Below are 12,628 nucleotides of genomic sequence, written 5' to 3' on the forward strand. Positions count from 1 at the left end.
ATGCTGGACTGGGCGCTCGCGGCGCCCGCGAGGGCGAGCATGCCGACGAGCAGCACCGCGAGCGCGGTGAAAGGCCGGAGGAACCGGCGGGCGTTCGACTTCAGGCCGTGGATCGTGTTGTTCGCAACCATGTGCGTCACCAGGCTAACCTCGCCTCGGGGGGTGATAAGCAACCTGGATGCGGGTGTGAAACGCCTACGGCAGCGCGACGAACGGCGCGTAGGAGAAGGTGGCGGCGGCCCGGTTGTCTTCCGGCCGCGCGTCGCCCGCGCGCGGCTCCATCGTGACCGTCACGCGATACTGGTCGGCGGGCATCGGCGTGAGGCCCGCGCAGAACGGAGCGAGGTCGGCCTGTCCGCAGAAGCCCGAGAAGTCGCGCGTGAACGTCGCGCGCGCGCCGGGGGCGAGGCGATGGGGGTTGCCCCAGGAGCACACCTCGCGTCCGAGGGCCGCGCCCACCGGGGTCGTCGCGCGCACGCAGGCGTGGAGCTGCGCGTCCACCGACCCTCCGCCCGTGTTGACGGCCTCCACCGTCACGCGCAGATAGGGGCTCGCGAAGCCCGCGGGACCGACCGAGAGGGCGGTCACGACGAGGTCGTGCGGTCCGCCCGCCGCGTGCGCGGGGGCGACGAGCGCCGCCGCGATCGCAAGGATGACGGCGAGCGGGCGCGCGTGCACGCGTCCGCGTGGGCTTCACGCCCTATAAGCATAGGCCTGTCCGCGCGGGAGGGGGCGGCCCGGACCTTGGCACGGTCGGCGAGCCTTCCCCGGAGCATGGGGAGCATGAGGTCGGCTCGGGCGCGTGTGACGGACGCGCCCATCGGGTCGCGCGCCGCTCCCGGCGGCACGGGCACGGCACCCATCCTGCGGAGGGGTCATAAGCGTTGAGCCAGGGGGCCCGGACGTGTGGTTTTCCCCTGGAAAAGGGGGAGAGAACGGGCGATCCGGAAGTCCCGGGAAAACCCCTGCGAGCCCGGACCGGGGGCCGGGCGGAGGGCGCTGCCGCGGGTCATCCGCGATCGATTCCCGCGACGCTCCGGGCTCGGGGCGGGCTGGGAAAGCTTAAAAAGGGCAACGGACCCTAACGGGGCCCGAGGGCCTATGGCGAAGGAACAGAAGGGCGCTGGATTCCAGCAGGCGGCCGGTCTCATCCGCTATTTCGATGCGGAAGAGGAGACGGCCATCCACATCGACCCGCGCATCGTCCTCGGGCTCGCCCTCGGCACGGCCTTCCTCGTCCTCTTCCTCCACTGGTACGCGCCGGTCTGAGGAGGCGTATTGACGCTTCTTGCCGGCTCGATCCGGGGTCCTGACGGATTCTTCGAGGGTTGGCTCCGCGTCGACGACGGCCGCATCGCGCGGGTGGGCCGCGGCCCGCCGCCCTCGACCCCCGACCTCCGGGGCGTCGTCGTGCCGCGGCCGCTCAACGCCCACACCCACGTCGGGGACCACGTCGCGCGCGGGCTCGCCCCCGCGGGCGCGACGCTCGCCGACCTTTTCGAGCCTCCGCACGGCCTCAAGCACCGCGTCCTCGCCTCGACGCCGCCCGAGGCCCTGGTCGAGGGGATGCGCCGCGCCATCTCGGAGCTCGCCGCAAGCGGCGCGCGCGCCGCGCTCGACTTCCGCGAGGGCGGCGCGGACGGCGTCGCCCTCCTCGCGAAGGCCCGCGCACCGGACGCGCCGCGCGTCCTCGCGTTCGCGCGCCCGCCGCCTGGATCGGCCCCGGGCGATCGCCGCGCGATCCGCGAAGCCCTCGCCGAATCCGACGGGCTCGGCCTCTCCGCGCTGCGCGACGTGGGGATCGAGGCGGCGCGCGCGATGGCCGAGGAGGCGCGCGCGGCGCGCCAGCCCGTGGCGCTCCATTTCAGCGAAGCCGAGCGGGAAAGCGTCGAAGCGGCGCTCGACCTCCGTCCCGCCTTCGTCGTCCACGGCTCGCACATGACCCGGGACGATCTCGCGCGTCTCGCGGACGACGGCGTGCCGCTCGTCGTCTGCCCTCGCTCCAATCTGCGCCTCGCGAAGCTCGTCGACCTCGCGACCGCGCGCGGGGCCGGCGTCAGGATCCATCTCGGCACCGACAACGCGATGCTGCAGACGCTTTCACCTTGGGAGGAAGCCCGGACGCTCCGCGACGCCGGCGTCGCGGTCGATCTCGCGCTCGAGGCGCTTCTCGGTCCCGCGACGGGATTCGTCCTTGCGGGCATCGATGTGACGCCGGTCGAGGAGGACGCGCCCGCCCACCTCGCGGTTCTCGCCCCGCAGGGGACCGATCCACGCGCGGCCATGCTCGGACCATCCCCGCCCGTGCTCCTTGGCGTCGTCGGCGAACATCCATGAGGGAGGTCGGCGCTTCCGCCGCGTGAGCCGCCCGGACGACGCGTCTCTCGCGACCTTCGAGGACAAGACGCAGAAGGAGACGTTCGTCCGCGGAACGTTCGACGCGATCGCGCCGCGCTACGACCTCTTGAACCGCGTGATGTCCATGAGCCTCGACCGCTCGTGGAGACGCGCGGCCGCCGCGCTCGTCGAGCCTCGGGCGGATGGAACGTATCTCGACGTGGGCTGTGGCACCGGGGACCTCGCCCTCGCCGTGCTCCGCCGAGCCCCCGGCGCCCGCGTCGTGGGCGTGGACCTCGCGCGCGCGATGCTCGTCGAGGCTCGCCGCAAGGCGCCCGCGCTCGAGACGGCGCACGCCTCCGCCCTCGCGCTTCCGTTCCCGGACCGATCGATGGACGGGGCGCTCGATGCGTTCGTCCTCCGGAACCTCGCGGATCTCGACGCCTTCTTCCAAGAGGCCCGTCGCGTCCTGAAGCCAGGCGCGCGTCTGGTCAACCTGGAGATCGGTCGTCCTCGCGGGCGCGTCTTCGGCCCCCTCTACCGATTCTACTTCTACCGCGTGATGCCGCGTTTCGGTCGCGCGCTTTCGGGGAACTCGACCGCGTACCAGTATCTCGCGGACTCGGTCAAGGTGGTGGAGACGCCGGAGGCCATCGCGGAGCGCATGCGCCGCGCGGGCTTCGCGGACGTGCGCGTGAGGAGCTTCATGCGCGGCGCCGTCGCGGCCATCCACGGCCGGGCGTGATCACGCGGGCGCGGCGCCCGCGGACGGCGCGGGCGCGGGTTCGGCGAGGGGCTCGTCGGGCTTGAACGACAAGTAGACCCGCAGGACGAAGAGCGCGAGCGCGGTACCGATGGGCGCGTAGAGGAACGTCGCCGCGAGAAGGCCTGGACCCTCGCCGACGGCCCGCTGAAGCGGGCCGAGGAGGACGCTCGCTCCGCCGGTCGCAAGAAGGAGGAAAAGGAGCATGACGAGCGAGGTGCCGAGATGGTCGGCGACGAGGCGCACGCTCCCGCGGATCGCCGCGACGGGGCCCGATCCTTCCTTCACGATGATGCACGGCGCGAAGATGACGAGGAACTCGACGAGGAAGGCGCCGAGCGCGTAGTTCGTGAAGTAAGGCGTCCGGGGCGCCGCGAACAGGACGAAGATGGCGAGGCCCGCGAGGAGGAGGCGGTACACGAGGAACGCGCGGAAATGCCGACGCGCCCCTTCCGCGAAAACGTCGACGAACGAGGCGACCGGCGCGTCGGCGCGGTCTTCGTAGACGCGCATGAGGAGGGCGATGAAACCGCCCTCGGCGTAGGCGGTCACGATCACCATGAGCGCAAGGAAGGCGAGCGCAGGGGCGATCCCTGCGTCGCGGAGGAAGGCGAGCGTCGCCGCATTGTGGACGTCCGCGACGGAAGGCATCGCCTCCGGGATGGCGTAGGGAAACGTGGTGAGGCGATAGCCGCCGGGAAGCATCGCGGCGTCCCCGAAGGCGCCGAACACGAGGAGGGCGACGACGAGGCCCACGAGGTCGAAGAGCGCGACGGCGACGGCGGGGAACGGACGTCGAAGCACGGCATCGAGGCTCGACCCGAGCATCTCGCCGACGCCGAGCGCGCGTTCCATGCTATTCCTTGCTCTTCTTCTTGCGATCTTCCTCGACGATCCAAGGGAGCTTGTTGTTGCCCTTGCGCGCGGGCCGGAACCGGTACGGCTCGACGGCGCGACCAGCCTTCACGTGCTCCTCGAGGATGCGCCTCGCGCCCTCCTCGTCCACCCCGGCGTACCAGACGCCTTCGGGGTAGACGACGAGGTTGGGCCCGTGGCCGCACTGGTTCAGGCATCCGGCCGCGTTCACGCGGACCTCGTCACGGAGCCCGGCTTCCTTCACCCCGTCCTTGAGGATCGCCCGAATCGCGTCCACGGGTCCGTCCTTGCGGCACCATGGGCCTGCCGTGCACACGAAGACGTGGCGTTCGTAGGGTCGTTCGAGCCCCTCGTCACCCATCGTTCGCGGGACGTCGGTCGGTGGCTTAGCTTTTCGGCTCCTTTCCGTCGGCTTCTCCGTTCCCCGCGGGAAGCGTGAACCGGAACGTCGCGCCCCCGCCCGGCCGACCTTCCGCCCAGACGCGCCCGCCGTGGCGGCGGATGATGCGTTCGACCGTCGCGAGACCCACGCCCGTCCCGGGGAACTCGCTTGCGGGATGGAGCCGCGAGAAGGCCTTGAAGAGGAGCGGCGCCTGCGAGGCCTCGAATCCGACGCCGTTGTCCATCACGTGGTAGACGCGCTCGCCGCCGGTCTCCGTCGCGCCCACGGCGATGCGCGCCGAGGATACCCGGCCCGTGTACTTCCACGCGTTTTCGATGAGGTTCTCCATGACCGCGCGAAGGAGGACGGGGTCTCCTCTGGCCGGCAACCGCCGCGGTATCGCGACTTCCACGACACGCCCGGGCTCTCGCGCGCGCAGATCCGCGACCACGTCCCGCGCGATGTCGGCGAGGTCGATGTCCTTGCGATGGAGCTCGGTCCGCGTGACGCGGGAAAGCTCGAGGAGATCATCGACGAGCAGGCTCATCCGCGACTCTTCGGCAAGGATCCGGTCGACGAGCTCGAGCGCTTCGTCGTCGAGCGACTCCGTGTGCTCCTCGCGGAGGATGCGCGCCATGTATTCGATGCCGCGCAAGGGCGCGCGCAGGTCGTGGCTCACCGAATAGGAGAAGGTGTCGAGCTCCTCGAGGGCCGCTTTGAGATCCCGGTTCGCGGCCGCAAGCGCGCGCGTGCGCTGCCGCACGTGCTCCTCGAGCGCTTCGTTGAGCCGCCGAAGCCTTGCCTCGGCAAGGTGGCTCGTCGTCACGTCCTCGTGGGATGCGACAATCGTTCGCTGTCCCGAGGTGTCCCGGACGCCCTGCGCGTGGAGGACGAACCAGCGCTCCGCGTCGGGGCTGTGGCATGGGTACTCGTAGGTCCATCGCTCTCGCCTCCCGTCGAGGATCTCGCGGATTCCCTGGGCGACGACCCGCGCGTCCTCGCTTCCATCGCCGGTGGCCTCCTCGCAAAGCGCGACATAATCCACGCCGATCCCGTAGTTCGGAAGCGCAAGTCCGTTCTCGTCGCCGAACCGCCGCCACGCGACGTTCACCGCGGCAATCCTCCCGTGACCGTCGAGAACGGCGATGTTGAGCGGGACCGCGTCCAGGGATGCCTGGAGCAGGCGATCGGCGACGGCTAGATCCGTCTTGTTCTCCTCGTCCTGGAGCACGAAGACCGCCGCGCGGTCTCCGTCGCGCTCGACCGAGACGCCCGTGACGGTGACCGTGGCCGTTTTCCCTCCCGGGCGTCGGACGACGTCGCCGAACGAGCGCGCGAATTTCTCGCCTTCGAGGATGCGCGCCGCGGCGCATTGGTCGCGCGGATGGTCCTCCGCCGTTGCCCTGGGACGGTGGAGGAGCGCGAGAAGCGATCGACCCTTCTCGTTCTCGCTGGCGGGGAGGAGTTTCACCGCGGCGTCGTTCATCTGCTCGACGAAACCCGCGGCGTCCGTGACGACGACCGCGAAAGGCAACGACGCGAACAGGGCCTCCTTCAGGCGATATCGGCGTGTCAGGTCGTCGATGAGGGTGAGGGCGCGATCCGGGTCGCCATCGGTGAGCGCGGTCCGGGCGCGGTCGATCATTTCGACATCGCCTGACGTCGGCCGGACGGTCGGGGGCTCCTCGAGGGGCCGCTTGGAATGCACCTCGTGTTCCTCCTCGCGGACCCGTGGGGCCGCGATCGGGCCATGTTTCATGCGGCTCGTGCTTTAGTATTCTGGACGGGCTTCAGGCGGAGGCGGCTTCGAACACCTGGGTGAGAACGCGGACGAGCTCGGGCCAGCTGCGGTCGCCCGACCATCGTTCGGCCTCCCCTTTTCGGCGGGCGAACAGCGCTCGCCGTTCGCGCACCACGACGGTGGTGGGAACGCTCTTGACGCCGTAGCGGCGCGCCACCTCCGGGACCGTGTCCACGTCGACGGTCACAAACGTGAACCGGAGATCGGGGAAGCTGCGGCGCATCTCGCGGGCGGCCCTCAGGAACTTTGGCGTGTACGAGCGGCAGGGGGCGCACCAGGTGGCGCTGAAGTCGATGACCACGACGTCGTGCTCCCGGAGAAGGGCGTCGAAGTCGGTCTCGGTCGGATTCTCGACCACCGTCGCCACGGGTCCCCGTGTGCCCGTCCTCCGACATATAGCCTTGCCGCAACCGATCGTGATCCGTCCCTTTCATGACCACCTCGGGCGTTCGGCGCGTCATGCTGTCCCGTCGCCGCTCGGGCCGGGCCGCGATCGCGCTCGGCGTCATCGGCCTCGCGCTGCTTGCGCCCCTCGTGGTCCACGCGATCCAGTCCTCCCTTGCGGGAGCGGGCCGTCTTGCCACGTGGCAGGTCGTCGCAAGCGCGCTCGGCGCCGTCCTGGGGATCCTCGGGGGAGCGACGCTTCCGCGCACGGCGCGCGGCGCCATCCTCGTTGCCGCCGGGGGCGTGATCCCGATCCTCTTCCTCGCGCCCCTCGTCGCGTCCTCCTTCGCGTCGCTCGGTTCCTGGGAGAGTCTCGCCTTCGTCGCCGTCCACTTCTGGGCCTTCGGCCTCCTCTACGTCGGGGTGTCCGCGGCCCGGGGCCTCAGGCTCGAGGCCCGCGAGAAGCCGCTCCACTGGCATTCGCCGTGAGACCTACTCGGGAACGGGCGTCTCGGGGGCGGTCGGCCCGCGGGATCGCCTGAAGCCCCCGGCGAGCGTCGTCGCGAGGGCCCAGTCGGCGGCGTGCAGCGCGAGGGCCATGACGGGGCCCGCGATGATGCCGTCCGCGAGGCCGTCGCCTCCGATCACGAGGTAGCCGCCGACGGCCGCGGTCGCCGCGACGACGTCGGGCGCGAACAGGATGTGGAGCGCGTCGCCGCCCACGAGGAGCCCCAGGAAGCTTCCCGCGAAGGCCGTCCGGAAGCCGTCCGCGGCGCGGTTCGTGCGGACGCGGACGTGACGGGCCGCGAGGAGGGCGGCCGCGACGACGAATCCCAGGTGCACGACGACGCCCCGGCCCGGGACGAGCGTGCTCGCGAAGTAGGCGACGACGACGAGCGCGCCCGCCGAGAGGAACGCGACGCCCTTCCGGGGGAGGAAAATGAGCGACGCGCCGAGGAAGACAAGCGAAAGCCAGGTCATCTCGACGCCCGTCGCGAGCGGGAAATGCGCGTTGAAGGGATCCGTGGGCCCCGCGCCCAGGGGAACGCGAGCGCCGTCGGCCGCCACGCGGTACACCGCGAGGGAGGCGAATTCCGCCGGGAGGCCCGCTCGGCGCTCGGCGTGGTCCACCACGGCATACCATTCTCCCGCGCGCGGGACGGAGAAGCGCACGTCGAACGACCGCACGTCGGCCCGCTCGAGGTGCGGTTTGAAAACCTTGCCCTCGCGAAACCTCTGGAATCCCTCGGCATCGAGGACGAGGAGACGCACCTCGGGGCCCGCCTGGACGCGACCGGTCGCGGCGAAGTTCTCCCCGGGGGCGTCCGCCCGCACGGTGAAGTAGAGGAAATGGCCGGGTTCGAGCACCCGGACCGGCGCGGCCTGCGCGACCGCGGGGCCGGCGACGAGCGTCGCGAGGAGGAGGGCGAGGAGCAGCCGTGCGCCGGCGCGCATGGCCCCCCGTTCTCTCCCCGGGGCGGGATAAGCTGCGTGGGCCTCCCGAAGAGTACCTGTTCCCCTTCGCCCATAACCGAAGCGTGGACCCCCGTCGCCGCGCCCGCATCGGCATCGCCCTCGGCATCATCGGCCTCCTCGCCTTCCCGGCCGTCAACGCCCTCATCCTCTCGGGAGGCGTCTACACGCTGCTCGTCGGCCGCCTCGGGTCGAACACGCTTGCGAACGTGACGCTCGTCCTGTTCCTCGTCGCGCCGCTTGCGGGTCTCGTCGGCGGCGTCGTGACGCTTCGCGGAGGCCGCGGCGGGTCCTATTTCCGGGCGGCCGGCATCCTCGGATCGCTCGCGATGCTCATCGTCGTCGTCTCCGTTCTCGGGAGCGGAACGCCGAGCGACGTCACGCTCAAGATCCTCGTCGCGAGCTTCTGGGCGCCCGCCCTCCTCGCGCTCGGCCTATCGCGGAAGGCCCGCTGAGGGGCGCCAGAAGCCTCGCACCTCGGCCAGGAGATCGCGGGCGACCCGCGGCTCGAACCCGTCGGGATACGCGTCCCGGTATGAGCCCCACGCGAACCGCTTGTCCATGAGCACGACGACGCCCCGGTCCCCGGGGCCACGGATGAGACGACCCGCGGCCTGGAGAACGCGGGACATCGTGGGATAGACGTAGGCGTAATTGCGGCCGTTGGCCTTCCCGAACTTCTGCTCGTAGTACGCGATGAGGCTCTGCACCTCGAGCGTGGGCGCCGCGAACGGCAGACCCACCACGACGACGCCTTTGAGGAGGTTGTTCTCGTAATCGTAGCCCTCGCTGAGGCTCCCTCCTTGGACGCCCATGAGAAGCGCGTCCGCGGGATCGTCGCGCAGGCGCGCGACGAGCGCCTGCTTCTCGCTCTTCCCGAGCTCCCGCGCCTCGACGACGAGGGGCTTCGCGAGCTTGTCGCCGATGCGAAGGCGGACCTCTTCGAGGATGCCGTAGCTCGGGAAGAACGCGGCGACGTTGCCCGGGATCGCGTCCGCGACGCCCGCGAGGCGCGTGGCGATGCGGTCGTACATCTCGGGCGAGCGCTCCTGGTAGGACGTCGTCACGTCGCCGTCCACGAGGACGAGGCGGTTCTCGCGGGGAAACGGCGAGCGGTACGCCTTGAGGACCGCGCGCGCGTCCCCGAGCCCGAGAACGTCGCGCGTCATCTCCATGGGATGGAGCGTTCCGCTCATGATCACGGAGGCGTGGACGCCCTCGAACACGGGACGCGCCAGCACCGACGGATCGAGCACGAGATACTGCAGCGTCGGAGCGGGGTCGCGTTTCCACACGCGCGCGAGGCCGCGGCGCTCGATGCGCCAGTTCGCGAGGAACTCGCGCAGGGTGTCGATGCCCCGCGGCCCTTCCTTCTTCTCCTTCTCGTACGCGGCGCCGGCGGCCTCGAGCTCGTCGACGAGCCCGTCGTAGTCGACGCCCGCGAGCGAGAGGCCCCGCACGCGCCCGAGGTGCTTGGAGACGCGTTCCATGAACTCGTCGCGCGGAACGAGCCGCTCGGCGCCGGCGAATCCCCGCTTCTCGTCCGCGAAGGCCATGAGGACGTCGTTCCCGACCTTCTTCGGCGCCTCCGCGAGGTCCGGCAGCAGGTCCTTGAGCGATTCGACGAGGCGCGCGACGCGCGAGGCGTCGATGTCCATGAGCTCGTCGATCGCGTTCGCGATCGCGTGCTCGTTCAGCTCGAGCGTGAGATGGTCGCGGATGCGATCGGGCAGGTTGTGCGCCTCGTCGACGACGAGGATCACGTCCGAGAGATCGATCTTGAGGCGCTCCGCGATGCCCGATCTCAGGTCGCTGAAGAAGTAGTTGTAGTCGCACACGACGACGTGCGCCTGCGCGGCGACGTCGAGGGCGGCCTGGTGGGGACATACCTCCATGTCCGTCGCGACGATCACCGCGTGCTCGACGTGGTGGATGTCCTTCTTGAGAAGCTTCACGGCCGCGCCGTTGGGATTCTCCCAGTAGCGGCACTCGCCGCTCACCTGCTGGCGATGGCAGAATTCCGAGAACCGGCGCGAGAACATCTCGCGGGCCTCGCGGCGGGGGCACATGTCCTGCTTGCCGATGACGTCGCTCACGACGAAGGGGACGCCGGACTTGCGGCGCATGTCCTTCAGCGTGTCGACCGCGAGGCGATGCTGGGACTGCTTGGAGGTGAGGAAGAACACGCGCTTGCGGTGCTTCAACGCGTACGCGACGAGCGGCGCGAGCGTGGAGACGGTCTTCCCGAGGCCCGTCGGCGCCATCGCGACGAGATGCCCGCCGCGCTCGGCCGTCTCCTTCACGTCGGCGATGAGCGCGCGCTGCCCTTCTCGGACGCTCGCGTAGGGAAAGAGGTCGAGGCCTGCGGGGACCTCGAGGGTCGCGGGCGCCATCGGCTCCCTCGGCTGCGGTTCGCGACGCGCCGGCGCCGCCGCGCGCGGAAGCGCGGCCTGCCGGGCCCGCGCGGGCCGCGCGACGGGCATCGCGCCCTCGCAGCGGGGACACACCGCGTGGTCGCTCCCGGCCCGACGTTTGAGGAGCCCCTTGCACGTCGGGCAGAACACGCTGCCCCCAACCGGGGGATCCGGCATAAAGGACGCGGGGGGAGTGGGCACGCGCGCCGAACGTGGCGCGGCGCCTTCAGGCGTCTCCCGAGGTCACCCGCCGACGGCGGCCACGCGCGCCGCGAGGTCCGCGGGCGAGAACGGGCCGCCGCGCGAAAGCCGGTCGACGAGGTCCACGACCGGGCCCTTCCGGACGCGGTCGAGCGCGGCGTCGCGGTCGAGGCCGCGCACGAGCGCGAGATCGCGCGTCGTTTCGAGGAACCTGAGCACGTCCCGCACGACCGCCGGGATGCGGGCCGCGACCTCGGCCGCAGCGAAGGAATCCGTGTAGGTCGCGGCGAATCCCGCCCGGTCCGCGGCGTCGGGCGCGAACGCGTCCGGGCACTTCGCGGACCAGGCGGCCGCGGTGCCTCGAATGAGCACGGGATACGCCCGACAGACGGCGGGCCGTTCCTCGTAGGCGCCGCAGAGCACGACGGTGCCGTCCTCGCGCGGACGCACGGGCGGCGGGAACTCGGAGGCAATGCGCGAGACGTGGAGCGGGCACGCGCGCGTCGCGAGCTCCCAGACGAGGACGATCACCTGCTCGCGATCGATCGCGACGAGCGAAGGGACGAAGGCAATCGGGACGCCGCGACGTTCGGCGGCGTCCATCATGCGTCCCCGCTCCCAGCTCCAGACCGGGAGCCCCGCCCTCGTGGGGAGACCGTAGAGGCCGAAAGGCGCGAGCGTGTCGAAGGAATCGGGCCACGCAGGCGCGTCGCGCTCCTCCAGGTTGAGGCAGCACTTGCCGCAAAGCGTGCACGCGAACGCCGTCACGCGCGAGCCTCCTCGAGGTCGGCCGCGTCCACGAGGCGGCCCGAGGCGAGCGCGCGCGCGAGCGCTTCGCGCGGGAGCGCATGGCGCGGCGCGACGAGGCCGCGCGCCTCGAGGCGCTGGAGGCGCTCGACGGCCTCGGCGGGCGCGCGCCTCGCGGCGATGGCCGCGGGCATGCACGCGGCGTACGCCTTCGGCCAGTCGCCGTTTCCCGGCTCGAAGGCCGCGTCGCACGAGGCGCTCGCGGTCCAGCCGCCCCTGCTGTGCCGGAGCGGATACGCGCGGCACGCGGTGGGCCTGCGGTCGTAGATGCCGCAGCGATTGTCCTCGCCGACGAAGGGGCAGACGTCGTGCTCCGCCTCCCACGCGAAGGCCACGAGGCCCAGACGCTCGTCGAGGGCCGCGAGCGAGGGGCGGAAGGCGAGCCCGAACCCCCGGCGCTTCGCCTCCGCGAGCATGACGCGCCGTTCCTCGCTCCACACGGCGAGGCCTCCGCGCGACGGCAGGAGGTAGAGCCCGAAGGGGGCGAGGTCGTCGAAGGCCGCCGGCCAACGGGGGTCGGGGAGGTCGACGAGGTGACGGCAGCAATGGCCGCATCCGTTGCACGCGAAGCGCGCTCCGGCCGTCCCGACGGGGATCACGTCCGCTCATCGGGCGGTCGCGCTCAAGTAGGTTTCGAGCCCGCGAGGAATCCCGCGAAAGCGTCGAGCGCGCGGCCGCGGTGGCTCAGCCGGTTCTTCGTTTCGGTGGGAAGCTCCGCGAACGTGAGCGACTGGCCCTGGGGCACGAAGACCGGGTCGAAACCGAATCCGAGGCCTCCGTCGCGGGCCGTCTCCGCGATCACGCCCTTCGAGATGCCCGTGAAATAGCGCTCGCCCGCTTCAGGCGACCAATATCCGATCACGGCCTCGAATCGCGCGGTGCGGTCCGGCGCGCCTTCGAGGAGCTTCAGGATGCCCGGGACGCCGATGGTCTTGAGCGCGTGCGCGCTGTAGACGCCCGGGAATCCCTTGAGCGCGTCGACGAAAAGCCCCGCGTCGTCGACGAAGAACGGCTCGTCCACGATCTTCCGGGCCGCGGCCACTTTGCCGCGCGCGACCTCCTCGAGCGTATCGGCCTGGAGTTCCGGGAGGTCGAGGGTCCGCATCACGCACGCGTGGCCAAGGCGCGCAAGCAGGGCCGAGGCTTCGCGGTGCTTGCCCGCGTTCCCGGTGACGAAGTGGATCCGCACC

General features: G+C 71.2%; 15 protein-coding genes. 5 read left to right on the forward strand and 10 right to left on the reverse strand.

Translation table 11 applies throughout. The annotated features are described in order from the left end of the window. Positions 1-195: 195 nt before the first annotated feature. Entirely contained in the window at positions 196-678 is a 483-nt protein-coding gene (locus tag VM889_05950) for a hypothetical protein (GenBank protein ID HVL48080.1), read from the reverse strand. 423 nt (positions 679-1,101) lie between these two features. On the opposite strand from VM889_05950, the gene VM889_05955 reads away from it, so the two are divergent. From VM889_05955 to VM889_05965, 3 genes are read left to right on the forward strand one after another with little or no spacing between them, the layout of a single operon-like run. Then, entirely contained in the window at positions 1,102-1,269 is a 168-nt protein-coding gene (locus VM889_05955; GenBank protein HVL48081.1) for a preprotein translocase subunit Sec61beta, read from the forward strand. A 9-nt stretch (positions 1,270-1,278) separates the two neighbouring features. Beyond that, the gene (locus VM889_05960; protein HVL48082.1) at positions 1,279-2,337 is read left to right on the forward strand and encodes an amidohydrolase family protein; all 1,059 of its coding nucleotides are present in this window, start codon (positions 1,279-1,281) and stop codon (positions 2,335-2,337) included. Positions 2,338-2,359: 22 nt separating this feature from the next. Continuing rightward, positions 2,360-3,082 (forward strand): ubiquinone/menaquinone biosynthesis methyltransferase, encoded by a 723-nt coding sequence (locus tag VM889_05965; protein HVL48083.1) that lies wholly within the window; start codon positions 2,360-2,362, stop codon positions 3,080-3,082. Here the strand turns inward: VM889_05965 and VM889_05970 are convergent, their stop codons facing one another. From VM889_05970 to VM889_05985, 4 genes are all read right to left on the reverse strand, one after another. Then, positions 3,083-3,955 (reverse strand): hypothetical protein, encoded by an 873-nt coding sequence (locus tag VM889_05970; protein ID HVL48084.1) that lies wholly within the window; start codon positions 3,953-3,955, stop codon positions 3,083-3,085. Position 3,956: 1 nt separating this feature from the next. Next, positions 3,957-4,337, reverse strand: a complete 381-nt coding sequence (locus VM889_05975; GenBank protein ID HVL48085.1) for a (2Fe-2S) ferredoxin domain-containing protein — start codon at positions 4,335-4,337, stop codon at positions 3,957-3,959. Positions 4,338-4,362: 25 nt separating this feature from the next. Next, positions 4,363-6,066 (reverse strand): ATP-binding protein, encoded by a 1,704-nt coding sequence (locus tag VM889_05980; GenBank protein HVL48086.1) that lies wholly within the window; start codon positions 6,064-6,066, stop codon positions 4,363-4,365. Between the two features lie 82 nt (positions 6,067-6,148). Further along, on the reverse strand, positions 6,149-6,526 hold the full coding sequence (locus tag VM889_05985; protein ID HVL48087.1) for a thioredoxin family protein: 378 nt from the start codon (positions 6,524-6,526) through the stop codon (positions 6,149-6,151). A 92-nt stretch (positions 6,527-6,618) separates the two neighbouring features. Between VM889_05985 and VM889_05990 the strand changes: the two genes are divergently transcribed. Further along, positions 6,619-7,032 carry a hypothetical protein gene (locus tag VM889_05990; protein ID HVL48088.1) on the forward strand — a complete coding sequence of 138 codons (414 nt, stop codon included), beginning with the start codon at positions 6,619-6,621 and terminating at the stop codon, positions 7,030-7,032. 3 nt (positions 7,033-7,035) lie between these two features. Here the strand turns inward: VM889_05990 and VM889_05995 are convergent, their stop codons facing one another. Then, positions 7,036-7,998, reverse strand: coding sequence for a DUF1614 domain-containing protein (locus VM889_05995; GenBank protein ID HVL48089.1), 963 nt, complete (start codon positions 7,996-7,998; stop codon positions 7,036-7,038). Positions 7,999-8,081: 83 nt separating this feature from the next. Here VM889_05995 and VM889_06000 point away from each other — a divergent pair, with 83 nt between their 5' ends. Beyond that, positions 8,082-8,471 carry a hypothetical protein gene (locus VM889_06000; GenBank protein HVL48090.1) on the forward strand — a complete coding sequence of 130 codons (390 nt, stop codon included), beginning with the start codon at positions 8,082-8,084 and terminating at the stop codon, positions 8,469-8,471. Here the strand turns inward: VM889_06000 and VM889_06005 are convergent. The 4 genes from VM889_06005 to VM889_06020 form a co-directional block, all read right to left on the reverse strand. After that, positions 8,451-10,580 (reverse strand): ATP-dependent DNA helicase, encoded by a 2,130-nt coding sequence (locus tag VM889_06005; GenBank protein ID HVL48091.1) that lies wholly within the window; start codon positions 10,578-10,580, stop codon positions 8,451-8,453. The genes VM889_06000 and VM889_06005 overlap by 21 nt on opposite strands. Positions 10,581-10,673: 93 nt before the next feature. Then, positions 10,674-11,399: a hypothetical protein gene (locus VM889_06010; GenBank protein HVL48092.1), complete on the reverse strand. Its 726-nt coding sequence runs from the start codon at positions 11,397-11,399 to the stop codon at positions 10,674-10,676. Further along, positions 11,396-12,037 (reverse strand): YkgJ family cysteine cluster protein, encoded by a 642-nt coding sequence (locus VM889_06015; protein ID HVL48093.1) that lies wholly within the window; start codon positions 12,035-12,037, stop codon positions 11,396-11,398. Before VM889_06015 ends, VM889_06010 begins: the two co-directional genes overlap by 4 nt. 23 nt (positions 12,038-12,060) lie before the next feature. Then, on the reverse strand, positions 12,061-12,627 hold the full coding sequence (locus VM889_06020) for an XTP/dITP diphosphatase (GenBank protein ID HVL48094.1): 567 nt from the start codon (positions 12,625-12,627) through the stop codon (positions 12,061-12,063). Position 12,628: the final 1 nt, after the last annotated feature.

It is taken from the genome of Candidatus Thermoplasmatota archaeon (assembly GCA_035540375.1).
GTDB lineage: Archaea > Thermoplasmatota > SW-10-69-26 > JACQPN01 > JAJPHT01 > DATLGO01.